Below are 23480 nucleotides of genomic sequence, written 5' to 3' on the forward strand. Positions count from 1 at the left end.
ATGAACAATACGCCACTGTTAAGTGAAATGAATGACCGCTCACGCGAAGTCTTTCGCCGTGTTGTTGAGGGGTATCTGGACACTGGTGCGCCCGTCGGGTCGCGCACTTTGTCCCGCGAAATGTCTGAAAAGGTCAGCGCGGCGACGATCCGCAACGTGATGCAGGACCTCGAATACCTCGGCCTCGTCGGTAGTCCTCATGTGTCGGCTGGTCGTATTCCGACCCAAACGGGTCTTCGGATGTTTGTAGATGGTCTGCTTGAGGTTTCTCTCAGCGGGGATGACCGTGAAAAGATCGACCAAACGCTGGACGCGGCCAATGGCGATGTGAATGTGCTTTTGGATCGGGTTGGGTCTGCGCTCTCTGGTGTGACCCGTGGGGCATCTTTGGTTCTGACGCCGAAACACGAGGCCCCGATCAAGCATATTGAGTTCGTATCGCTCGGCCCCGATCGCGCACTGGTCGTTCTTGTGTTTGCGGATGGCCATGTGGAAAACCGCTTGTTCACGCCGCCGGCTGGTCAAACGCCGAGTTCACTTCGTGAGGCCGCGAACTTCGTCAATTCTTTTGCCGAGGGCCGTACGCTATCCGAGCTGTCTACGGTCATGACCCGCGAGATCAACGCAAGGCGTCAAGAAATTGACAGTCTTGCCGCGCAGCTGGTCGAAAGCGGTATCGCTGTCTGGGAAAACAAGGGCGAATCGACCGAGCGTTTGATCGTGCGTGGACGAGGCAATCTGCTTGCTGATCAAGAGAGCGGCATCGACCTCGAACGTATTCGGAGCCTGTTTGATGACCTTGAACGCAAGCAAGATATCTCTGAATTCCTAGAACTTGCCGAAGAAGGCGAGGGCGTTCGCATTTTTATTGGCTCAGAGAACAAGCTTTTTTCACTTTCGGGTTCCTCTTTGGTGGTTTCTCCATATATGAACGCCGACCGTAAGATCATTGGCGCTGTTGGCGTCATTGGGCCGACTCGTCTCAATTACGGACGGATCGTGCCAATCGTAGATTATACAGCGCAACTGGTCGGGCGTGTCCTGTCCGGACAAAGTTGAGGAATAGAAATGAGCGAAGAACCGAAAAGCCTTGATGAACTTGCCGCCGAGGCTGACGAGATTGAACTGGGTGCAGAAGATCAGGCCGAAGGCGAGGGCGAAGTTGATGTGGTTGCCCAACTGACCGCAGAGCGCGATGAGTTCAAAGACCGCTTCTTGCGTGCTGTGGCTGATGCCGAAAACTCGCGCCGCCGTGCAGAGCGTGATCGTCGCGAAGCCGAAAACTATGGTGGTTCGAAACTGGCGCGCGATTTGCTGCCTGTTTACGACAACATGCACCGTGCGATTGATGCGATCTCTGAAGATCAGCGCGAAGCTCAAGCCGCTCTGATCGAGGGCATCGAACTGACCATGCGCGAACTGCTGAACGTGTTCGCAAAGCATGGCATCACCAAGATTGAACCGGCTGTTGGCGACAAATTCGATCCGCAGCAGCATGAGGCGATGTTTGAGGCACCGCTCCCAGGCACGAAAGCGGGTGACATCATTCAGATTTCCGCGCTTGGCTTTATGCTCCACGACCGTCTGCTGCGCCCTGCGCAGGTCGGTGTGTCGTCGATGCCTGCGTCCTAATCGGACCACACACGATCAGTCAAAATTCGGAGCTGGCGTTATTTTTGCGCCAGCTCTTTTAGTTCGTAGAGCAGTGATAGCGCCTCTTTGGGCGATAGGTCGTCTGGGAAAATATCCTTGAGACGGTCTTCGACTTCGGACTGCGCCGGTTTTGCGGGCGTGGGTGCTGGGGCAACGGCGGCAAAGAGCGGCAGGTCGTCGATCAGCGCTTTCTGGGCCGTCCCGCCTTCGCGTTCGCCTTTTTCCAACGCCTCCAGAACAACCTTGGCTCGGTTCACAACCGCAGCAGGCAAACCAGCGAGGCGCGCGACCTGAACGCCGTAGCTGCGGTCCGCCGTGCCACGTTTGACCTCGTGGAGGAAGATCACATCGCCATCCCATTCCTTCACGGTGACAGTCGCGTTGTCGACACCGTCCAATTTGTCCGCAAGCTGGCACATTTCATGGTAATGCGTCGCGAACAGTGCGCGGCAACGGTTCACGTCATGCAGATGCTCTAGCGTTGCCCAAGCGATAGACAGGCCGTCGTATGTCGCCGTCCCGCGTCCAATTTCGTCCAAGATGACCAAGGCACGGTCGTCTGCTTGGTTCAGGATCGCTGCGGTTTCCACCATCTCGACCATGAATGTCGAACGACCACGGGCAAGGTCATCGGATGCACCCACGCGGCTAAAGATCTGGCTGACCAAACCAATATGTGCCGACTGCGCAGGCACCCAAGCACCCATCTGCGCCAGCACCGCGATCAGCGCGTTCTGACGAAGGTAGGTCGATTTACCAGCCATGTTCGGGCCAGTGAGGAGCCAGATGTTCGATTTGGACAGGTCGGTATCGTTCGCCACAAACGGGTCGCCCGATTTCTTCAACGATTGTTCCACGACAGGGTGGCGCCCTTTGGAAATGTTAAAGGCGCGGCTGGAATCGACGACCGGGCGGGTCCAATCCTCGGCCTTCGCGAGATCGGCGAGGGCTGCAGAAACGTCCAATTCGGAAAGCGCCCTAGCAAGCGCCGAAAGAGGGGCAGCCTTTGCAATAATCGCCTCTCTTAGGCTGGAATAGAGACGTTTTTCGATCTCCAGCGCACGACCACCTGCGTTCAGAATTTTCGTTTCAATCTCGCTCAATGGAACGGTGGTGAAACGCACCTGATTGGCGGTGGTTTGGCGGTGGATAAAGGTTTCGTTCAGCGGTGGCGTCATCATCTTTTCCGCGTGGGTCGCGGTGGTTTCGATGAAGTAGCCCAGAACGTTGTTGTGCTTGATCTTAAGGCTCGGAACCCCAGAGAGCTCTGAATACTCCGCCTGCATTGCTGCAATCACGCTGCGGCCTTCGTCCCGAAGGGTGCGCGCTTCGTCGAGTTCCTCGTCATAACCCGGCGCGATGAAGCCACCATCGCGGGTCAGTAGCGGCGGTTCTGCGATCAGTGCTTGATCCAAGAGGTCCAAGAGGTCGTCATGCCCGATCAGGTCGCCCGTCACTGACTGTAGATGGTCGGGCAAGCTGTCTGGCAAACTGGCCGCGATCTGCTCTGCCTGACCCAGAGTATTGCGGATTGCAGTCATGTCCCGCGGGCCCGCTCGATCGAGTGCAAGACGGGAAAGGGCGCGGTCAATGTCATGCACACCGCGGAGCCCATCGCGGATTGATTGGCGCAGTTTGGTCTGTTCGACAAAATAGCTCACCGCATCTTGTCGGGCCTGAATAGTGTCGATTGTGCGTGATGGAGAGGACAAGCGACGCTCTAGCAAGCGGGCGCCAGCGGCCGTAACCGTGCGGTCAATCGTAGCGAGGAGCGATCCAGCACGACCGCCCGCCATAGAGTGGGTCAATTCAAGCGACCGACGCGTCGCAGCGTCGATCTGCATATTGGCCGTTTCGCCTTCGGCAACGGGCGGACGCAGGAGGGGCAGATTCCCTTTTTGCGTAATCTCAAGATACTCAACGACCGCAGCCATGGCCGAAACTTGGGCGCGGGTGAACGCCCCGAACGCGTCGAGGGAGGCCACATCATAGAGACTGCAAAGGCGCTTTTCGCCCAAAGTGCTATCAAATGCTGCTTTACCGAGTTCCGACACGGCAGCGCCTGACTCTTCGACCGTTGCGCGGTGTGCGCTATCGTCGGACAGCAGTACTTCGCGCGGGGTGAGACGCGCCAGTTCAGGCCCAAGTCGAACCGCCGCGCAAGGAACCACGTGAAACGCGCCCGTTGAAATATCGACCCACGCCAACGCGCCCTCATCCCGCACTTCGGCAAAAGCGGCGAGGTAGTTGTGGCGGCGTGCATCCAAAAGGCTGTCTTCGGTCAGGGTGCCGGGCGTGACCAGTCGCACGACATCGCGTTTGACGACCGCTTTGTAGCCGCGCTTTTTTGCCTCGGCGGGGTTTTCCAACTGTTCGCAAACGGCAACGCGGAACCCTTTGCGGATTAGCGTCAGCAAATAGCCTTCGGCGGCATGAACGGGAACGCCGCACATGGGAATATCTTCGTCGTCATGCTTCCCGCGTTTGGTCAGCGCAATATCCAACGCCTCTGAGGCCGCGACGGCATCCTCAAAGAACATCTCGTAGAAATCGCCCATGCGATAGAACAACAATGCACCGGGGTGAGCGGCCTTGATTTCGAGATATTGCGCCATCATCGGCGTAACGTTGGACATAATTTTCCTCTTTTCGGTCGGGAATATACCTAACCAGCCAATGTTAGCGACGAAAGTGCAAAGATATCCCGTTGCGGCAATAGTGTAAGGAAAGGTAATGGGTTGTGGTGCTAACGGAGGAAGCAATGTCCAAATCTAAGGTCACACGCGAGGATGCACTGACGTTCCACATGGAACCAACCCCCGGTAAATGGGAGGTCTCAGCGACCGTACCCATGATGACCCAGCGGGATTTGTCGCTTGCTTATTCGCCTGGTGTTGCAGTCCCGTGTGAAGAAATCGCCGCCAGCCCTGAGACGGCATATGACTACACCAACAAGGGCAACCTTGTGGCTGTGATCTCGAACGGCACGGCTGTTCTGGGCCTTGGGAACCTCGGTGCGCTGGCGTCTAAGCCCGTGATGGAAGGCAAGTCCGTCCTGTTTAAACGGTTCGCAGATGTAAACTCTATCGACCTCGAAGTTGATACCGAAGACCCAGATGAATTCTGTCGCGCTGTTCGCCTGCTTGGACCGTCGTTCGGCGGCATCAACCTCGAAGATATCAAAGCGCCTGAGTGCTTCATCATTGAGCAACGCCTCAAAGAAGAGATGGATATTCCCGTCTTTCACGACGACCAGCACGGGACCGCTGTTATTTGTGCCGCTGGCCTGATCAACGCGCTGCACATCTCTGGCAAAAAGATCGAAGATTGTAAGATCGTTCTGAACGGCGCAGGGGCAGCAGGGATTGCATGCCTCGAACTGGTCAAAGCGATGGGCGCAAAGCATGACAACTGCATCATGTGCGACACCAAGGGCGTGATCTACAAAGGCCGCACCGAAGGTATGAACCAGTGGAAATCGGCTCATGCTGCAGCCACGGATGCCCGCACCCTCGCGGATGCGATGAATGGCGCTGACGTGTTTTTGGGCGTTTCGGCCAAAGGTGCCGTGACCACCGAGATGGTTGCCAGCATGGCGCCGAACCCCGTTATTTTCGCAATGGCGAACCCTGATCCAGAGATTACGCCCGAAGAGGCGCACTCTGTCCGTGAAGACGCCATCGTTGCGACGGGCCGTTCTGACTATCCGAACCAAGTGAATAACGTTCTGGGCTTCCCTTATCTGTTCCGTGGTGCACTGGACGTGAACGCTCGTGCGATCAACGACGAGATGAAGATCGCCTGTGCGAATGCGCTTGCTGAGCTGGCTCGTGAAGATGTGCCTGACGAAGTTGCTGTGGCCTACGGCAAAAAATTGACCTTTGGCCGCGATTACATCATCCCGACGCCGTTTGACCCGCGTTTGATCCACCGTATCCCGACCGCCGTTGCCAAAGCTGGCATGGACACAGGCGTTGCGCGTCGTCCGATCGTCGACATGGAAGCATACGAGCTGTCGCTCAAGTCACGCATGGATCCGACCGCCAGCATCCTGCAGAGCCTCAGCGCTCGTGCGCGTGCTGCTCAAGCGACTATCATCTTTGCAGAGGGCGACGATCCGCGTGTTCTGCGTGCAGCGGTTCAATACCAGCGCAGCGGCATGGGCCAAGCACTCGTTATCGGTCGCGAACAGGAAGTAGCTGATCTGCTGACCCAAGAAGGTCTGTCTGATGCGATTGACGAGGTTAAAGTCGTCAATGCGCGTAACACGCAGCACCTCGAGCAGTACAAAGAGTTCCTGTATCAGCGCCTTCAGCGCAAAGGCTTTGACCGCAGCGATATCAACCGTCTCGCATCCCGTGACCGCCACGTGTTCGGCGCGCTGATGTTGGCTCACGGTCACGGTGATGGCCTCGTCACTGGTGCGACCCGTAAATCTGCACACGTCCTCGAAGCGATCAACCATGTGTTCGACGCAAGCCCGAAATCGGGTGCGGCTGGCGTTTCTGCCATCCTGAACAAAGGCCGCATCGTTCTGATCGCTGATACTCTGGTTCACGAATGGCCGGATCAAGAAGACCTTGCCGACATTGCCGAGCGCGGCGCTGCTGTTGCCAAAGACCTCGGGCTTGATCCGCGCGTTGCGTTCGTTTCGTTCTCGACCTTCGGTTATCCGGTGTCTGAACGCGCTGAAAAGATGCACATCGCGCCGAAAGTTCTGGATAAACGCGGCGTCGACTTCGAATACGAAGGCGAAATGACCGTGGACGTGGCTCTGAACCCGAAATCGGCGGAACATTACCCGTTCAGCCGTCTCACAGGTCCAGCAAACGTTCTCGTTGTTCCTGCACGTCACTCGGCCTCGATCTCGGTCAAGTTGATGCAGGAAATGGGTGGCGCGACCGTAATTGGTCCGATCCTCGCTGGCGTGGACAAGCCAATCCAGATTTGTTCTACGGTGTCGACAGTGAACGATATTATGAACATGGCGGTTCTGGCTGCCTGCAACGTAGGATGATGACATGGCGGTATGGAATTTAGGGTCGATCAACACCGACATCGTTTATTCCATGCCGCATATTCCCGCCCCGGGGGAAACTCTCGCGTCACTCAGCCGACAGGTTTTTCTGGGTGGGAAGGGCGCGAATATGTCCGTCGCGGCAGCGCGGGCGGGATCGCACGTTCGGCATATTGGCGCGGTGACCGCCGACAGCCTTTGGACCCGTGATCGCTTGATGGAATACGGCGTTGATACGCGTTTCATCCAAGAGGTCGATGCCGATCCAGCCCAAGCCATCATCATGGTTGATGCCGAGGGCGAAAATGCGATCATCCTGCATCAAGGCGCGAACATCGCCATACCCGACGATCTGATCCGTGGCGCATTGTCCGAAGCTCAGGTTGGCGATTGGATCGTGACGCAGAACGAAACCAACGGTCAGGCGGATGCTCTGGCCCTTGGTCGCGAAATGGGGCTTCGGGTGGCATATGCTTCCGCACCGTTTTCTGCGGAAGCGGTTGAGGCCGTTTTGCCATACCTCGATTTCTTGATCCTGAACGAGATTGAAATGGCGCAGCTCCGCGATGCGCTGGGCAAGGATGCCGAAGACCTCGGTGTTGCGTCGGTCATCATCACGATGGGATCGAAAGGCGCGGTTTTGATCGAAGGTGGAGCCCGAACTGAATTCCCCGCGATCAAAGTTGAACCCGTCGATACCACGGGGGCAGGGGACACGTTCACGGGATATGTCCTCGCTGGGTTGGATCGTGGGATGCCGATGGCGCAGGCGATCCAGCAGGCGACGAAGGCGGGCGCACTAATGGTGACGCGCAAAGGCACCGCCGATGTGATCCCTGATCTGGCCGAAGTGCAGGCATTTCGCCCTTAAAATAGACCCTAATAAGGGGCTTTAGAGTCTATTTTTGTATTATGTTTACATTTGGATTCTCTCGTCCCGCTCGGCAACTTTGGTCGATGAATTCCACGCTGAGCTAAAGCCGATTTTTCGCTTTTCTACGCCCAATCTCGCGTCTAGCCTTTTGATCAAAAGGAGGATGCGATGACTCATGTGACCACGCACCAAGCGGAAGAAGACAGCCGAAACGAAACCATCCTCATTTACCTAAACGGTCGTATCGTCCCCAAAGCCGAAGCTTTGGTGTCGGTCTACGATTCTGGCTTCATGTTGGGTGATGGTGTGTGGGAGGGGCTTCGCCTTTATGACGGGCGCTGGGCGTTTCTAGACGATCACATGGATCGACTGTTCGAGGCGGCCAAGGCGATCGACCTCAATATTGGGATGACCCGTGCCGAGGTGATTGATGCGCTCGAACAAACGCGGGCGGCGAATGAGATGACAACAGATGCGCATGCGCGGTTGATGGTGACGCGCGGTGTCAAAAGTCGTCCGTTCCAACATCCGTCGCTGTCGCGTCAGGGACCGACGGTGACGATCATCATGGAACATTCGAAACCCTCCATTCCGCGTCCGATCCGTCTGGCCACAGTTCCGCATATCCGTGGGTTGCCGATGACCCAAGATCCGAAACTGAACAGCCACTCTAAACTGAATTGCATCCTCGCATGCATTGCCGCGGAAAAGGCTGGAGCGGACGAAGCCCTGATGCTCGACGTGCATGGGTTTGTGAACACGACCAACGCGTGCAACTTCTTTATCGTTCGAAAGGGCGAGGTTTGGACGAGCACGGGCGACTACTGCATGAACGGGATTACGCGGGCCAAAGTGATCGAAGTCTGTCGTCAGAACGGCATTCCAGTGTTCGAGAAAAACTATTCTCTTGTCGATACTTACGGCGCGGATGAGGCATTCCTTACGGGCACTTTCGGTGCGCAAACACCTGTGTCAGAAATCGATGGTCGGCAGGTCGGAACGGGCACAATGGGGCCTGTGACGCAGTGCATTCGGGACCTCTACAAAGCACTGATCGAAAGCGAGGCAAACTGATGCGGATCGCGATGTGGTCTGGGCCAAGGAACCTTTCGACAGCGATGATGTATTCTTTCGGGGCGCGAGAGGATTTCGCCGTTGTCGATGAGCCGTTTTACGCAGCCTATCTGGTGAAAACGGGATTGGATCACCCGATGCGAGATGAGGTGATCGCCTCGCAGAAAACGAACGCCGCGGCGGTCGTTGACGACCTTTTGGGGCCAATTCCAGAGGGGAAACCTCATTATTATCAAAAACACATGTGCCAACACATGCTGCCCCACATTCCGCGCGATTGGATTGCTGCGGTAGAGAATGTGTTTCTCTTGCGTCATCCGGCCCGGGTGATTGCGAGTTTTTCGAAGAAATATGCCGACCTGACTTTGGCCGATATTGGGTTCACCCAACAGAGCGAGTTGTTCGATCAACTTGTCGCGGATGGAAAACAGCCCATCGTGATTGATAGCTTTGACATACGCCAAAATCCTGAAGGTATGCTGCGCGCACTGTGTAATGCGTTGGGTCTGGATTGGGACCCAGCGATGTTGTCATGGCCAACTGGCGGGCATCCTGCTGACGGCGTCTGGGCCAAGGTTTGGTATGAGGCCGTTCATAATTCGACAGGATTTGCTGGCGCAGAGGGTCCATTGCCCGCTGTTCAGGCAGAGCATGAAGCTCTGCTCGAGCAGGCGATCCCGCATCATGAACGTCTCGAAAAACTGAAAATACGATGCTAGCCCAGTAACTTACCGAGTTTCATGGCGACAGCAGGATTACCAGAAATCTTTAGTTTGCCAGTCACCACACCCGTCATCGGGTTCAGCTTTCCAGCGAGCAGCTTGGCAAGGTTTTCGGTCGTTATTGCGATGGTGCAATCGGCATCTTGATCGACGGTGCCAACACCATTGGGGCCGAGCGTGACGACGCCATCTTGCCCGCAGTCGAACTTTAGAACGTCGCTCAAACGGCTCGGGTCTAGCCCTTTAGTTAGCCGTTCTACGATCTCTGAAAATAACATGGCCGCCCCCTGTATCTGCCGTTAGATACGGCTAGGGAGCGGCCATCAATTGCGCAATTGAAACGCTGCGTCAGCCTTTGACGCGGTTGTTGCGTGCAGCCAAAAGCTTCAGGCGCAGAGCGTTCAGCTGGATAAAGCCTGCAGCGTCTTTCTGATCGTATGCACCAGCATCGTCCTCGAACGTGACGTGTGCTTCGGAATAGAGGCTGTGATCCGACCAGCGGCCCACGGTGTTAACCGAACCCTTGTAGAGTTTCAGGCGAACGGTGCCAGTGACGTGCTCTTGGGATTTATCGATGGCAGCTTGCAGCATTTCGCGCTCAGGCGAGAACCAGAAGCCGTTGTAGATCAGCTCTGCATAACGCGGCATTAGGCTGTCTTTGAGGTGGCCAGCGCCGGAATCGAGGGTGATCTGTTCGATACCACGGTGTGCTTCGAGCAGGATGGTGCCGCCCGGAGTTTCGTAGATGCCGCGCGATTTCATACCAACAAAGCGGTTCTCAACAAAGTCGAGACGCCCAACGCCATGCTTGCGGCCGTATTCGTTCAGAGCGGTAAGGATCGTCGCGGGCGACATTGCCTCGCCATTGATCGCGACTGCGTCACCTTTTTCAAAGGTTACTTCGATGAACTCAGGCGTATCGGGTGCTTCTTCCGGCGAAACGGTGCGCTGGTAGACGTATTCCGGCGCTGCATCGGCTGGATTTTCCAGCGCTTTACCTTCGGACGAAGTGTGCAGAAGGTTCGCGTCGACAGAGAACGGTGCCTCACCGCGTTTGTCTTTTGCGATCGGAATCTGGTTCTTTTCAGCAAACTCGATCAGTTTGGTGCGCGAGGTTAGATCCCATTCGCGCCAAGGTGCGATCACTTTGATCGACGGGTCCAGAGCATATGCGGACAGTTCGAAACGAACCTGATCGTTGCCTTTGCCTGTTGCGCCGTGGGCCACAGCATCAGCACCGGTGGCGTGCGCGATCTCAACAAGACGTTTGGAGATCAGCGGACGCGCGATCGAGGTGCCGAGCAGGTAGAGACCTTCGTAAACGGCGTTGGCGCGGAACATCGGGAATACGAAGTCGCGAACGAATTCTTCACGAACGTCTTCGATGTAGATGTTTTCGGATTTAATGCCGAGCATTTCAGCCTTGGCACGTGCAGGTTCCAGTTCTTCGCCCTGACCAAGGTCAGCAGTGAAGGTAACAACTTCGCAGCCGTATTCGGTCTGCAACCATTTCAGAATGATCGACGTGTCGAGGCCGCCGGAATAGGCGAGGACCACTTTCTTGGGTGCAGACATCGGGCTCTCCTTTAATAAGATCGACAGGGCGATACCTTCTTTTCATGGCGCAAGCAAGGGAAGCCCATTGACGGAAGGGGGGTGATCGTGGCTCTTTCTGCGAAATATTTAAATAGGAGCTACGTTATGGCGTGGAAATTGATTTTACACTCTTTCAACATGATCTTCGGCAACCTCGCTGAAGCGCTTAAAGTGTCGGTCGGACCGATCCTGATCGGTCTATTGCTGATCGGTATCAGCTTTTTCGGGTTAGGCCTGAATTTCGATTTTATTTCTCAGATGGAACAAGGTCGCAGTTCTAATGCTGGCGCTGCTTTGATGTTCGTCCTACTTGCGATCGTCATCTTCACGGTCGTCTTCGCGTGGATCGCAGTTGCATGGCACCGCTTTGTCTTACTGGAACAATATCCGGGGATGTTGCCTGCGTTTAAAGGTCAGCCAATTGGCGCCTACATCGGAAAGACATTGGTTCTGTCGTTACTCGTTGCGTTGGCCGCGTTTGCTTTTGCCTTTGTTATCGGCTTTCTAACAGCGGTGACGGCTTCAATGGGGGTGGCGATCTTCCTCGGCGTCGCATTGGGTTTTGCGGTCTCATACCTTTGGCTGCGTATCGGTCTGGTTCTCCCTGCAACCGCACTGCGCGAACCGCTCAAAGTGTCCGAATCCATGGCTGCGACCAAGCCGATGTCTGGCACCATTTTCGGCGTATCTGTGATTTTGGCTGTCCTGAACTTCTTGATCAGCTTGATCATCGGTCAGGTCTATAACTTTGCGGGCATCATCGCGTTTGTTTTGGATGTGGCCGTGAACTGGGTATTCATCATGGTCGGAATCAGCATTCTGACCACGCTTTACGGTCACCTGATCGAAAAACGTCCGTTGATCGATTAAAGTGACGCGATAAAGGCGCGGTCGCCCTCGTTTGATAAGAGAACCTCGGCCGCGTCTTTGTCCATCCAAAGCGCCGTGTGACCTGCTTCGGTCGGGGCGCTGATGCGTGCGACAGGGCGCGCGAGATAGATGTGGCAGATTTTTTCGGCCCACATATCGTAATCAGGCATATAGCAGAATCGGCGATAAAACCCAATTTTACGGGGGGTTGCGATGTGCCAGCCTGTTTCCTCGAACACTTCGCGGTGAAGCGCGGCAATCGGGCTTTCGCCTGCGTCGATGCCACCACCGGGCAGTTGGTATTCGTCCTCTGGTTCTGCCTGATGGGTCAGCAAAAGCCGTCCACCGAGGGGCAAAATGGCATAAGCGCCGGGGCGCAATTTGTATTTCACGTCGCGCCGGATCGGCTCACCAAATCGAATACTCATGATAATACCCCTTGGACCTGCGCTTGATGCGCTTATATGGACGCGGTATGCCAAACCTCGCCTAACAAGGAAAGCCTATGACACTCGGCAGCCAGATCGCTTGGGACGACACTGTACTCCCGTTTCAACTCGATGCGTCGGACGTGCGTGGTCGTGTGGCCCGTTTGGACGGGGTGCTGAACCGCGTCTTGGAGCAGCATGATTACCCAGACCAGATCGAAGCCTTGGTCGCAGAGATGGCTCTGCTGACGGCTCTGATCGGTCAAACGCTGAAACTGCGTTGGAAACTGTCCCTTCAGGTTCGGGGTAGCGGGCCAGCGCGTCTGATCGCGACGGATTATTACGCGCCGCAATCCGAGGGCGAGATTGGTCGTATTCGTGGTTACGCGTCGTTCGACGAAACCCGCCTCGATCCGTCGAAGCCCCCGTTCGAGATGATCGGACAGGGTTATTTCGCGATCCTCATCGACCAAGGTCAGGGCACCACCCCATACCAAGGCATCACACCGATTGCGGGCGGATCGCTCTCGGCCTGCGCTGAAACTTATTTCGCACAGTCCGAACAGCTCCCGACACGGTTTGAGCTGTCGTTCGGCAAATCCACTCTTCCGGGCAAGGATGAAGCATGGCGCGCTGGTGGTGTGATGCTGCAGCACATGCCAAAGGCCTCTCCCTTTGCCAAAGGCGAGGAAGCGACTGGCGAAGAAGGCGTTCTGACGGCTGCTGATCTGTTGGATGATGACGAAGGTGAAAACTGGAACCGCGCGAACATCCTGCTAGACACGGTCGATTCTCTGGAATTGATCGGGCCTGTGGTCCCGCCGACCGACCTCTTGGTCCGTTTGTTCCACGAGGAACGCCCCCGTGTCTATGACGCCCAAGCCGTGAAATTCGGGTGCTCGTGTTCGTCGGACCGTGTTCGTCAAAGTCTGTCGATCTATTCGGCAAAAGATATCGCACACATGACCACTCCAGAGGGTATCGTAACCGCAGATTGCCAATTCTGTGGCGCGCATTACCAGTTTGACCCGAAAACGCTCGGGTTCGAAGCAACGGAAAAACCGGATGATTCAGAGGAATAAGGCAGAAGACCGCCTGATCGCCGCCTTGCATGCTCAGGGCGGCGAAACCTCTGATTTCGACCTGAACCCTGATACAAAGCTCCCTGAAAACCGCGTGCTCAAGCCAGCCGCAGTTTTGGTTGCGTTCCACGAGGACGGTCGGCTTTTGCTGACCAAGCGATCTGCGCGACTGAAACATCACCCAGGTCAGATCGCCTTTCCTGGTGGTAAGGTAGAGCAGGGCGAGACCTTGATCGACGCAGCTTTGCGTGAGGCGCAGGAGGAGGTCGGTTTGGACCCTGCTCAGGTCAGTGTCTTGGGAGCCTTGCCGTCACACGAAACCGTCACCAGCTACATCGCGACACCAGTTGTCGCGATGATCCGTGGCGACTGGACCCCCGTTCCTGAACTTGGCGAGGTTGAGGAGGTCTTTACCGTCCCCTTTGACCATATCGCTGATCGCACGAATTATCGGATTGAGGGGCGTCGTTGGCAGGGACGCCGACGGTATTATTTCACCGCGCCCTATGGGCCGTATTACATCTGGGGGGCCACTGCGCGGATGTTGCGCGGATTGGCGGAACGACTATGCGACTGACGGCAGAGTGGTTGACGCACCCCGCGTCGCAAGCTGTCTGCAAGGCGCTGACGGACGGCGGTTTTCAGGCCTATTTTGTCGGTGGGTGCGTGCGAAATGCCCTGCTCGGGAAACCCGTGTCGGATTTGGATATTTCGACCGATGCGCGGCCAGAACAGACTCTAAAGCGGGCAAAACAGGCCGGTTTGAAGGCGATCCCGACAGGCATTGATCACGGCACAATCACCGTGGTCGCTGATGGCATCCCGTTTGAGATCACAACCTTTCGCAGGGATGTGGACACCGATGGTCGTCACGCGGTCGTCGATTTTGCCGACACGATGGATGAGGACGCCCGCCGCCGAGATTTCACGATGAACGCGCTGTATGCCGCGCCGAATGGTGAGGTGTTTGACCCCGTGAATGGTTTGCCCGACCTCCGCGCTGGGCACCTTCGTTTTATCGGTGATGCGGATCAGCGTATTCGCGAAGACTACTTGCGCATCCTGCGGTTCTTCCGTTTTTCGGCATGGTATGGCGATCCTTCGTTGGGCATTGATGCCGATGGGTTGGCTGCCTGTGCTGAGAACCTCGACGGGTTGGCGCAATTGTCGGCGGAGCGTGTTGGTTCTGAAATGCGTAAACTACTGTCTGCTGCTGACCCTGCGCCCGCGATGGCTGCAATGGCGGCGAGCGGGGTTCTTTATTCGGTCCTCCCCGGTGCGCAGGCCCAAAGCCTAGCGATCCTTGTGCATTTAGAGGGCGACCGTAGCCCTGATCCGATCCGTCGTTTGGCAGTGATTGGGGGCGAGGATGTTCCTGAACGGTTGCGGTTGTCGAACGCGGACAAACGGCGGCTCGAGGCTATTCAGGCTGGCATCAGTATGGATTTGGGCGAACTAGGGTATCGGTGCAAAGATACTGCCGAAGACAGCTACCTCGTGCGGCAGGCATCAATGGGACAACCAATTGATCCCGACGAACTGGCGATCTTGCATCATGCCATGCAGCAATCGTTTCCCGTCAAGGCGGCTGATCTTATGCCAGCATTTACGGGGGCTGCATTGGGCGAACGGCTTCGTAAACTCGAAGCGGATTGGATTGCCTCTAGATTTACGTTGTCGCGAGATGCTCTGATCTCTAGCGCTGGATGAATTGCCCCGCTAAGGAAGCGCCATGAAAATTCAAAGCCTCACACACACTGGTTTAGGTCGCGCCGAGGATGGCACGATGGTTCCGCGCACGCTTCCCTTGGAAGAAGTTGAAGTGACAGATGACGGCGTTCGCATCGTCTCACCTTCGGCTGACCGCGTTAGCCCACCGTGCCGCCATTATAAATCCTGCGGCGGCTGCGCGATGCAGCATGCGTCTGACGCCTTTGTTGCGGCTTGGAAGGCATCGACTGTTGAACGCGCTCTGTCGGCGCAGGGGATTGAAGCGACCATCGCAGGAACGATCACAAGCCCGATCAAATCCCGTCGCCGTGCAAAACTGGCTGGTCGTCGCACGAAAAAGGGAACTCTGGTCGGGTTCCACGCGCGCGCCTCTGACACGCTGGTTGAGGTGCCCGATTGCCAGCTTTTGGCGCCAGAACTGATCGCAACACTTCCCGCGCTCAATGCACTAACCGCCCTCGCGGCGAGCCGTAAGGCTGAAGTCGCGATGACTGTTAGCCTGAGTGTCGATGGTCCCGATGTCCATATTCAGACGGAAAAAGAACTCACGACCGATCTGCGGGTCGATCTGGCGCAGTGGGCGAACCAATTCGGGATCGCCCGTTTGGTTTGGGTTGATGAACCCGTTGTGACCATCCACCCGCCGCGTCAGGATTTCGGTGGATCACTCGTCGTGCCACCCCCTGGGGCATTCCTACAAGCGACAAAGCATGGTGAGAAAGCCCTGCAAGATGCGGTGAGCGCGATTGTCGGCGACGCGGATAAGGTCGTGGACCTCTTTGCGGGGTCGGGCACGTTTACCCTGCCTTTGGCGCGGAAGGCCTCGGTTTATGCGGTTGAGGGCGTCCGAGAGATGATGGACGCATTGGACCGTGGTTGGCGCAGCACTGGCGGGTTGCACCGCGTTTCCGTTGAGACGCGTGACCTGTTCCGCCGTCCACTTTTGCCCGACGAACTTAATGAATTCGACGCTATCGTGATTGACCCGCCGCGTGCGGGTGCAGAGGCGCAAGTTGCTGAAATTGCTGAGTCCAAAGTTGCTACTGTGGCGATGGTGTCGTGCAATCCAGTGACGTTTGCTCGTGATGCGAGAACGTTGATTGATGCGGGCTTTACCCTTGGCCCCGTGACGGTTGTCGATCAGTTCCGCTGGTCACACCACACCGAAGTCGTTGCTGCATTTACGCGCAATTGATGTCAATTTGGGTAGCTAGGCGGCGGATTTAAATTCGTGTAAACGGTGCGCAACAAAAGCGAAAATCGCATCGAGGCAGTACCCAATGTTCACACGGATTTTATTGATCCTAACCATCGCGCTTGGCCTATCGTCATGCGGGCGCACGTCGAAATTTGTGTCCTATGACGGACCAGAGGTGACGTCGATTGTGGTGAACAAAGGTGCGCGTCGCATGTATCTTATGCACGATACCGATGTGATGCGGAGCTATGACATCCGTATGGGCTTTGCCCCCGAAGGTCATAAACAGTTCGAAGGTGACGGTAAGACGCCCGAAGGAACCTATGTGATCAACCGTCGGAATCCGAATTCGGCTTATCACCTGTCGCTCGGCATTTCATATCCGAACGCTCAGGACAGAGCCTATGCCGCCTCGCAAGGCCGCGCCCCCGGTGGTGAAATTTTCATCCACGGGACGCCATCTATCGCGGATAGCAGCATTGATTGGACGGCGGGCTGTATTGCTGTCTCGAACGCTGAAATCGAAGAGATCTACGCGATGGTCCCGAACGGAACGCCGATCTTTATCTACCCTTAAAGGGGCTTGCCCGTCACAAAGGTCCACCAGATTTTGCCGTTGGATTCTTGGAACCATGCAAAGCCCATTTCGCGGGCGTTGGGGTCAAGGATCACATCGCGCGTGTCTGCCTGTTCAAGCCAGGCAGCCAAGGTTTGCATCTCTGTCTCGAAGGTTTCAGAGATGTTTTCACCCAAGATCTGGCCCGAATAGCCAACGCGACGACCACGGTCGAGCGGCGAGGAGCCGTCCGATCCAAAGTGCCACGGACGGTTCTGGAGGGACATGTCACGCGAATGAGTCGCGGCAGCCGCGTTCAATTGGGCGTTCAGCGTAAGCGGTGTCAGGCCTCGTGCCTGACGCAGAACGTTCACACCGTCGAGCATCCGATACTCGATCGCGGCCTCGTCGCTTGGTTCGATGACATAGATAGACGGCAGAGGGAGCCCATCTGGACCAAGACGCGGCCCGTTACCCAACGTGCAGCCCGCAAGACCCAAAGCCGCGAACCCGAACATAACGTGACGACGATTCATGATGAACTCCTGTTAGACGCGAAACTCATATCCGTTGATTCGTGGCAATTCAAACCCAGTTGCGCAAGGTTTGGCCGATCTCCGCTATGTGTGAATTGAATGAAACAGCACAAAAGCGTATTTCATCATCAAACAACCGTGGCCCTTACCACGCCGGAGCGTACAGACATGACCGACCCGAAATTTAGCCGCCGTGCATTTGTGGCCGCTGCCGCCGCAACCATCGGCACCCGTAGCGTCGCGCAGACCGAAGGTTCGACAGAAATCGAAAGCGATATCTCGCATTCGGTTCAACGGAACATCTCGAGCTTCCGATCCTTGGATTGGCGCCCGTATTTCGACACCCTTCGCAACGGCGCGATATTGGTCGATACGCAGAGCCGTGCACTTCATTTCTGGTCCGAGGATCAGTCTGTTTACAAGCTCTTCCCGACCTCTGTGCCGTTGACGGCCGACCTTACCCGCTTGGGTAAAACAGAGATTGTGCGTCGCGTTATTGGGCCTGAATGGCGTCCTACACCGTCGATGCTAGAGCGGAACCCCGAATGGCCAGACTACATTGGGCCGGGGCCAGATAACCCACTTGGGACCCACGCCCTCTATCTGTCGTGGCAGTATTACCGAATTCACGGCACTCACGACACACGCAAAATCGGTCGTCGATCGTCGAACGGGTGTATCGGCCTGTACAATGAACACATCGCCGAGCTTTATGGATTGACCAAAGTAGGCACTCAGGTGTTGCTGATTTAACCACAATCACAAAATCTTTTGTGGCGAAAATAAGAAAACCTCTTGGCAGAACGCCTGATTATCTAGTTTACACTCGTACACGAGGTAAGTCTTGACTGTCGCGGACCGTCCTCAACACTTAGGTTCCTGCGACAAGAAAATTGGAGAATTGTTATGAAAAAAATCGCTCTCGCCGCTGCTTTCACCGGTTTCGCTTCTGCTGCTTTCGCAGGTGGCATGGCTCCGGTTGTAACTGTTGAGCCAGTAGTTGTTGAAGAAGCAGCGACTTCGTCGTCCGCTTCGGGCCTGATCATTCCGCTGATCCTGGTTGCTCTGATCGCTGCTGCAGCTTCGAACTAATTCGAAGTCTCAGTGACAAGATTGGGCCGGTTGCGATGCAACCGGCCCTTTTCTTTTACCCAATCCAGCCTTTGAGGTTCTGGATGATGACGCCAGTCAGCGCTTCGATATGCGCTGGGTCATCGTTGAGGCATGGAATGTAGCTGAAATGCTCGCCCCCCGCCTCTTCAAAGCTCTCTTTGATCTCTTCGTTGATTTCTTCCAGCGTTTCGATGCAATCGGCGCTGAAGGCAGGTGCGATCACTGCAATGTGTTTGTGCCCTTGTTCGGCAAGGCGCGCGACCTCTTCGACGGTGTAGGGCTGAAGCCATTCTTCTGGGCCAAATTTCGACTGGAAGGTCGTTTTGATCTGCGTGTCATCCCAACCAAGCCGTTCTTTCAAGAGGCGCGTGGTTTTGGCGCAATGGCAGTGATAGGGGTCGCCCGCTTTGGTCAGGTATCGTTTCGGCAAACCGTGGTATGAGCAAACCAACATCGATGGCTTTTCGTCCATCGCGTCGTAGGCGCGCTGAACTGATGCCGCTAGTGCGTCGATATAGGAGGGATCTTCGAAATAGGGTGGTACGATACGGGCGACGGGCTGGAATTTTTCTTTCATCAGCGCACGGAAGAACTGATCGTTCGCCGTGGCGGATGTCGCGCCCGCGTATTGCGGATAGAGAGGGAAAAACAGGATGCGGTCACAGCCCGCATCAACCATCTCGCGGACCTTCGATTCCGTTGATGGATTGCCGTAGCGCATGCAGAAATCGACAATCACTTGTTCACCGAACAACCCCTGCAAGCTTGCGCGGATCGCAGTGGTTTGGTCCCGCGTGATGGTCATCAACGGGCTTTCGTCTTTCTCGGTGTTCCAGATTGAGCGATAGGCAGCACCAGATTTTTGCGGACGGATCGACAGAATGATGCCCTGCAGGATTGGCTGCCATTTCCATGCGGGATAATCGATGACACGCTTGTCAGATAGAAATTCGCTCAGGTAGCGGCGCATCGACCAGTAATCGGTCGCATCAGGCGTACCTAGGTTTGCCAGCAAAATGCCGATACGGCGCGGTTTGATGGCGGGGTGGTCGGCTGGTGCGTGGACGGGGCATTTCGCCAATCCGCCAGTGTTCTTTACGTCTTTCATGTCAGTCCCGTTCCGTAGTTTGGGCCAGAGATATGTCAAAACCCCGATGGGTCAATCATCCGTCTGGGGCAGGTTGAGTTCTTTTGCACCAAGTGCGTCCGCCAGTCGCGCCGTGGCTGATCCTGGGCGGAGGGGCTTTTGTTGGCTCTCATCAGGAGCCCAGCCCGTTAAAAAGATCACTTCGAATGTTGCACGAATACGCCCGTCCGCATCGCTAAAGTGTTCTGCATATAGCTTTGCCGCCTCCGCAAAGACTGCGCGGCGGGTCGGCTTTCGTAGTCGTTGCGACAGCGCGTTGGCCTCACCCATCGCACGAAGGTCACGCATCAGCGCCCAAGCATCCTCGTAGGTCACATTCAGTGGCATCGCGTCCGCAACGGGCAACGCCATGCCTGACCGTTGCAACAACGCACCTAGGTCGCGGATCTCTGCCATTGGGGCGACGCGTGGCGATAGGCCGCCCGTCACGCGGCTTTCGGCTTCGGCTAAAACGCTCCGTAGTTCGTGGAGCGTTTGTCCCCCGAACATGGCGCCCAAAAACAGGCCATCGGGTTTGAGAGCGTGACGAGACTGGACGATTTGGCCGATGGGGTCGTTGGCCCAATGCATCGACATCGCATGGATCACGAGATCATGCCGACCTGCATCAAGGGCTAGTAAATCGGTGTCCGTCACTTGGACCGCATCAGGGAAGTGCGTCGCCCAATATTCAGGCTGACCAGAGACAATCGCGGGCGCGTTAAACGGCCTGTTAACCTCGATCAGTCTTTCCTGAATCTCGTCTGCCACAGCATCGAGCATGAATGTTGCAGTCATACGAGACCGGTTGCGGTCTAGCGATGCGCGGTCGGCGATATTTGGCGGGGTTCTCATGCCCTTTGTTTAGGGAATACCAACGATGTTGCATAGTGTTGTCCGCATGGTTCTGCCGCGTCAGTGTGGCCTATGTGATCAACTCACCGACGCTGACTTTGGCCTTTGTCCTGACTGTTGGGCCACCACGGATTTCGTGAATGGTTTGGTCTGCGATCATTGTGGTGTGCCGCTGATGGGCGAGGATGAAGCCGCGTTCTGCGACGAATGTCTGGCCGAGCCGCGACCTTGGGCAACTGGGCGGACCGTGTTTGGGTATTCGGGGGGAGGGCGAAAGCTGGTTCTTTCGCTCAAGCACGGGGACCGACAAGACCTTGTGCCAATGCTGTCGGCGATGCTGTCCCGCGCGGCACGTCCGTTGTTGAGCGGTGATACGGTGATTGTTCCGGTTCCGCTGCATTGGACGCGGTTGTTTCGGCGCAGGTTCAACCAATCGGCCCTTTTAGCCGTTGAAACAGGTCGTATTTTGGGTCGTCCCGTTGTCGTAGATGGTTTGGCAAAAGTGCACCGCACGCGGCCGACTGAAGGTATGTCGCGCGAGGCCCGGCTTGCTGTCCAGCAAGGTTCAATCCGACCACATCCTAAAAATGGCTGCCGTATGCGGGGGCGTTCCGTTCTGATCATCGACGATGTGATGACCACTGGCGCTACTCTTGCTGCGGCGACAGAAGGGGCGCGGTTGGCTGGCGCAAAGCAGGTTTGCGTTCTGACACTGGCGCGAGCGTATAAAGAAACCTAAATATACGGGTGAACACGAAAGGTCCGTTATGAAACCCGTAGAAATCTACTCCTCCCCGTTTTGTGGCTTTTGCCACCGCGCAAAGCACATGCTGACCTCCAAAGGTGTCGCCTTTACTGAGATCGACGTGATCGAACACCCAGATCGCCGCGCTGAAATGGTGGAGCGTGCGAATGGTGGCCGCACCGTGCCGCAGATTTTCATTGATGGCGCCCATGTTGGGGGCTGCGATGATCTGTTTGCCCTTGAGCGCGCGGGTAAGCTCGACCCGATGCTGGCGTGAGGGCCGCGCTTTTACAGATCAGTTCAAGTGACGATCCGCTGACGAACCTGTCGCGGGTCAAAGAGATGATTGCATCGGCCGTTGCTGGTGGTGCTGGGTTCGTCCTGACGCCCGAAGTGACGAACATCATTAGCCAAGATCGGCAGCATCAGAACGACGTTCTACACCTCGAATCAGATGATCCCGTTTTGGCAGGGCTGCGTGAAGCCGCCGCGATGCATGGAATTTGGCTCGCTATCGGGTCGCTCGCGATCAAAACGGGGGATGAAGATGGGCGTTTTGCCAATCGGTCCTTCGTGATCGCGCCCGATGGGTCGATCCGCGCCCGTTATGATAAAATCCATATGTTCGACGTTCAGGTTTCTGAGACCGAGACGTTTCGCGAATCCGCAGGGTTCCGACCAGGCGAAGAGGCGGTAACATGCGAAACGCCCTTTGGCACCTTGGGGCTGACGGTGTGTTACGATGTTCGGTTCCCGTATCTACATCGCGTTCTGTGTCAGGCGGGTGCGACGATCCTACTGGCCCCCGCTGCGTTTTCACCCGTCACGGGCGCCGCGCATTGGGAACCTCTCTTGCGGGCGCGAGCAATTGAAAATGGGGCTTATGTTCTGGCTGCAGCACAAACAGGCAATCACGCTGTGCGTTCGGGCAAACCACGTCAAACCTACGGTCATTCGATGGTAATCTCTCCTTGGGGAGAGGTTTTAGTCGATGCTGGAGTAGACGAAGGCATTGTTTTCATTGATTTGAACCCCGATGAGGTGGCACAAGCGCGGGCGCGCGTACCGTCTTTGTTGCATGATCGAGTTTTTAGGGGACCGGATGGACAAGAATTCAAATAACCTTGCCGTTTCGCTCTTTAGCGAGATCTTGACCGTTGATCAGTTGGCCCGCGCCAATGTGGTTCGCGTGCTGCCCAAGGGTATGGAACTGTCCCATTTTTCCGTCCTGAATCACCTTGCTCATGCTGGTGATGAACGCACGCCAGCGCAATTGGCAAAGACGTTTCACCTGACCCGAGGTGCGATGACGAATACCTTGGGGAAACTAGATTGGGCAGGTTGGGTGCATATTCGCCCTGACTGGGACGATGCACGACGCAAGTTGGTGGCTATCAGCCCTGCGGGTCTTGCCGCGCGTGATGCGGCGCTTGCGGCGATGACGCCAGTGATTGCGGGGCTCGTTGATAAGGTCGGCGCAGAAAAAGTCCGCGCCGTCCTGCCTGTGCTGCGTGAGCTGCGATTGCAGCTCAGCGAAAACGATTAACGTTTGATCGATGCGGTGACGTAGTTCACCGACAAGTCGCGATCACTGATCGACCATGTCCATAGCACTGGATTGAACACGAACCCTTTGCGATCAACGGGGTCGAGGCCACCCTTGCGGATCAGGTCATAGAGTTCGTCTGGCGTGATGAACTTTGACCATTCGTGCGTGCCTTTCGGCAGCCAGCGCATCACATACTCCGCACCCAAAATCGCAACGGCAAAGCTCTTGGGGTTGCGGTTGATAGTCGAACAGATGTGCAGCCCGCCTTGCTTCAAGAGTTGCTGGCAGGCGGTCAGGTAGGCCAGTGGATCAGCCACATGTTCCACTACTTCCATGTTGAGAACTACGTCAAACTGTTCACCCGCAGCAGCCATCGTTTCCGCGGTGGTCCAACGGTAATCGATGTCGAGGCCAGATTGACGGGCGTGGGCTTGGGCCACGGGAATGTTCCGTTCGGCCGCATCGACGCCAACAATCGTGGCACCCAAACGCGCCATGGGTTCGCACAACAGGCCGCCACCGCACCCGATATCCAGAATTCGCAGCCCCGCAAACGGTTTGTCGTCGTCCAGATCACGACCAAACTCCGCTGCGATTTGTTCGGTGATGTATTTCAGCCGGATCGGGTTCATCATGTGGAGCGGCTTGAACTTGCCCTCAAGATCCCACCATTCCGCTGCCATAGCTTCGAATTTGGCAACTTCTGCGGGATCAACGGTCGTCTGGGTCATCTTTGCCTCCAAAGGGGGAATGGT

26 protein-coding genes are annotated in these 23480 nt (G+C 56.2%); 18 read left to right on the forward strand and 8 right to left on the reverse strand.

What is annotated here, in order from left to right:
- Both hrcA and QWY83_RS00230 read left to right on the forward strand, forming a co-directional pair.
- The gene (hrcA, locus tag QWY83_RS00225; RefSeq protein WP_105236182.1) at positions 1–1059 is read left to right on the forward strand and encodes a heat-inducible transcriptional repressor HrcA; all 1059 of its coding nucleotides are present in this window, start codon (positions 1–3) and stop codon (positions 1057–1059) included.
- Between the two features lie 9 nt (positions 1060–1068).
- Positions 1069–1632 carry a nucleotide exchange factor GrpE gene (locus tag QWY83_RS00230; RefSeq protein ID WP_105236181.1) on the forward strand — a complete coding sequence of 188 codons (564 nt, stop codon included), beginning with the start codon at positions 1069–1071 and terminating at the stop codon, positions 1630–1632.
- Positions 1633–1670: 38 nt separating this feature from the next.
- On the opposite strand, the gene mutS is transcribed toward QWY83_RS00230, so the two are convergent.
- Positions 1671–4289, reverse strand: a complete 2619-nt coding sequence (mutS, locus tag QWY83_RS00235) for a DNA mismatch repair protein MutS (protein ID WP_249946598.1) — start codon at positions 4287–4289, stop codon at positions 1671–1673.
- Positions 4290–4414: 125 nt separating this feature from the next.
- Between mutS and QWY83_RS00240 the strand changes: the two genes are divergently transcribed.
- The 4 genes from QWY83_RS00240 (at position 4415) to QWY83_RS00255 (ending at position 9337) form a co-directional block, all read left to right on the forward strand.
- Complete coding sequence (locus tag QWY83_RS00240; protein ID WP_067552446.1) at positions 4415–6670, forward strand: NADP-dependent malic enzyme; 2256 nt, start codon at positions 4415–4417, stop codon at positions 6668–6670.
- Positions 6671–6674: 4 nt separating this feature from the next.
- Positions 6675–7541: a ribokinase gene (locus tag QWY83_RS00245; RefSeq protein ID WP_249946599.1), complete on the forward strand. Its 867-nt coding sequence runs from the start codon at positions 6675–6677 to the stop codon at positions 7539–7541.
- Positions 7542–7712: 171 nt separating this feature from the next.
- Entirely contained in the window at positions 7713–8618 is a 906-nt protein-coding gene (locus tag QWY83_RS00250) for a D-amino acid aminotransferase (protein ID WP_249946600.1), read from the forward strand.
- A complete protein-coding gene (locus tag QWY83_RS00255; protein WP_249946601.1) occupies positions 8618–9337 on the forward strand; it encodes a sulfotransferase in 720 nt (239 codons plus the stop codon). Before QWY83_RS00250 ends, QWY83_RS00255 begins: the two co-directional genes overlap by 1 nt.
- On the opposite strand, the gene QWY83_RS00260 is transcribed toward QWY83_RS00255, so the two are convergent.
- Together QWY83_RS00260 and QWY83_RS00265 are read right to left on the reverse strand one after the other, a co-directional pair.
- On the reverse strand, positions 9334–9618 hold the full coding sequence (locus tag QWY83_RS00260; RefSeq protein WP_249946602.1) for an SCP2 sterol-binding domain-containing protein: 285 nt from the start codon (positions 9616–9618) through the stop codon (positions 9334–9336). The genes QWY83_RS00255 and QWY83_RS00260 overlap by 4 nt on opposite strands.
- 70 nt (positions 9619–9688) lie before the next feature.
- Complete coding sequence (locus QWY83_RS00265) at positions 9689–10915, reverse strand: argininosuccinate synthase (protein ID WP_249946603.1); 1227 nt, start codon at positions 10913–10915, stop codon at positions 9689–9691.
- 126 nt (positions 10916–11041) lie between these two features.
- Here QWY83_RS00265 and QWY83_RS00270 point away from each other — a divergent pair, with 126 nt between their 5' ends.
- Entirely contained in the window at positions 11042–11806 is a 765-nt protein-coding gene (locus QWY83_RS00270) for a hypothetical protein (RefSeq protein WP_249946604.1), read from the forward strand.
- On the opposite strand, the gene QWY83_RS00275 is transcribed toward QWY83_RS00270, so the two are convergent.
- Complete coding sequence (locus QWY83_RS00275; protein WP_249946605.1) at positions 11803–12234, reverse strand: NUDIX hydrolase; 432 nt, start codon at positions 12232–12234, stop codon at positions 11803–11805. The two genes, QWY83_RS00270 and QWY83_RS00275, sit on opposite strands and share 4 nt — an antisense overlap.
- 77 nt (positions 12235–12311) lie before the next feature.
- Here QWY83_RS00275 and hslO point away from each other — a divergent pair, with 77 nt between their 5' ends.
- The 5 genes from hslO (at position 12312) to QWY83_RS00300 (ending at position 16822) form a co-directional block, all read left to right on the forward strand.
- A complete protein-coding gene (gene hslO / locus QWY83_RS00280) occupies positions 12312–13316 on the forward strand; it encodes an Hsp33 family molecular chaperone HslO (RefSeq protein ID WP_249946606.1) in 1005 nt (334 codons plus the stop codon).
- Positions 13300–13893, forward strand: a complete 594-nt coding sequence (locus QWY83_RS00285) for an NUDIX hydrolase (protein ID WP_249946607.1) — start codon at positions 13300–13302, stop codon at positions 13891–13893. The genes hslO and QWY83_RS00285 overlap by 17 nt, the downstream gene beginning before the upstream one ends.
- Positions 13884–15026, forward strand: coding sequence for a CCA tRNA nucleotidyltransferase (locus QWY83_RS00290; RefSeq protein WP_249946608.1), 1143 nt, complete (start codon positions 13884–13886; stop codon positions 15024–15026). The genes QWY83_RS00285 and QWY83_RS00290 overlap by 10 nt, the downstream gene beginning before the upstream one ends.
- Before the next feature lie 22 nt (positions 15027–15048).
- Positions 15049–16242, forward strand: coding sequence for a class I SAM-dependent RNA methyltransferase (locus QWY83_RS00295; protein WP_249946609.1), 1194 nt, complete (start codon positions 15049–15051; stop codon positions 16240–16242).
- A gap of 85 nt (positions 16243–16327) precedes the next feature.
- Positions 16328–16822: a L,D-transpeptidase family protein gene (locus QWY83_RS00300; protein ID WP_249946610.1), complete on the forward strand. Its 495-nt coding sequence runs from the start codon at positions 16328–16330 to the stop codon at positions 16820–16822.
- Here the strand turns inward: QWY83_RS00300 and dalA are convergent.
- Positions 16819–17337, reverse strand: coding sequence for a divisome-associated lipoprotein DalA (gene dalA, locus QWY83_RS00305; protein ID WP_249946611.1), 519 nt, complete (start codon positions 17335–17337; stop codon positions 16819–16821). The genes QWY83_RS00300 and dalA overlap by 4 nt on opposite strands.
- Before the next feature lie 168 nt (positions 17338–17505).
- Between dalA and QWY83_RS00310 the strand changes: the two genes are divergently transcribed.
- Positions 17506–18090: a L,D-transpeptidase gene (locus QWY83_RS00310; protein WP_067552486.1), complete on the forward strand. Its 585-nt coding sequence runs from the start codon at positions 17506–17508 to the stop codon at positions 18088–18090.
- Between the two features lie 153 nt (positions 18091–18243).
- Positions 18244–18429, forward strand: a complete 186-nt coding sequence (locus tag QWY83_RS00315; RefSeq protein ID WP_067552489.1) for a hypothetical protein — start codon at positions 18244–18246, stop codon at positions 18427–18429.
- A gap of 55 nt (positions 18430–18484) precedes the next feature.
- Here the strand turns inward: QWY83_RS00315 and hemH are convergent, their stop codons facing one another.
- Together hemH and QWY83_RS00325 are read right to left on the reverse strand one after the other, a co-directional pair.
- The gene (gene hemH / locus QWY83_RS00320) at positions 18485–19558 is read right to left on the reverse strand and encodes a ferrochelatase (RefSeq protein WP_249946612.1); all 1074 of its coding nucleotides are present in this window, start codon (positions 19556–19558) and stop codon (positions 18485–18487) included.
- A 51-nt stretch (positions 19559–19609) separates the two neighbouring features.
- Positions 19610–20431 (reverse strand): methyltransferase domain-containing protein, encoded by an 822-nt coding sequence (locus QWY83_RS00325; protein ID WP_435404485.1) that lies wholly within the window; start codon positions 20429–20431, stop codon positions 19610–19612.
- Between the two features lie 25 nt (positions 20432–20456).
- Between QWY83_RS00325 and QWY83_RS00330 the strand changes: the two genes are divergently transcribed.
- The 4 genes from QWY83_RS00330 to QWY83_RS00345 are packed head-to-tail and all read left to right on the forward strand — an operon-like array spanning position 20457 to position 22722.
- Entirely contained in the window at positions 20457–21170 is a 714-nt protein-coding gene (locus tag QWY83_RS00330; RefSeq protein ID WP_249946614.1) for a double zinc ribbon domain-containing protein, read from the forward strand.
- A 28-nt stretch (positions 21171–21198) separates the two neighbouring features.
- Positions 21199–21453 carry a glutaredoxin 3 gene (grxC, locus tag QWY83_RS00335; RefSeq protein ID WP_249946615.1) on the forward strand — a complete coding sequence of 85 codons (255 nt, stop codon included), beginning with the start codon at positions 21199–21201 and terminating at the stop codon, positions 21451–21453.
- A complete protein-coding gene (locus QWY83_RS00340; protein ID WP_249946616.1) occupies positions 21450–22298 on the forward strand; it encodes a carbon-nitrogen hydrolase family protein in 849 nt (282 codons plus the stop codon). The genes grxC and QWY83_RS00340 overlap by 4 nt, the downstream gene beginning before the upstream one ends.
- Positions 22279–22722, forward strand: coding sequence for a MarR family winged helix-turn-helix transcriptional regulator (locus QWY83_RS00345; RefSeq protein WP_067552504.1), 444 nt, complete (start codon positions 22279–22281; stop codon positions 22720–22722). The genes QWY83_RS00340 and QWY83_RS00345 overlap by 20 nt, the downstream gene beginning before the upstream one ends.
- Here the strand turns inward: QWY83_RS00345 and ubiG are convergent.
- Entirely contained in the window at positions 22719–23456 is a 738-nt protein-coding gene (ubiG, locus tag QWY83_RS00350) for a bifunctional 2-polyprenyl-6-hydroxyphenol methylase/3-demethylubiquinol 3-O-methyltransferase UbiG (protein ID WP_249946617.1), read from the reverse strand. The two genes, QWY83_RS00345 and ubiG, sit on opposite strands and share 4 nt — an antisense overlap.
- Positions 23457–23480 lie beyond the last annotated feature (24 nt).

Origin of the sequence: Marivivens donghaensis, from assembly GCF_030410045.1 — a bacterium.
Taxonomy (GTDB): domain Bacteria; phylum Pseudomonadota; class Alphaproteobacteria; order Rhodobacterales; family Rhodobacteraceae; genus Marivivens; species Marivivens donghaensis.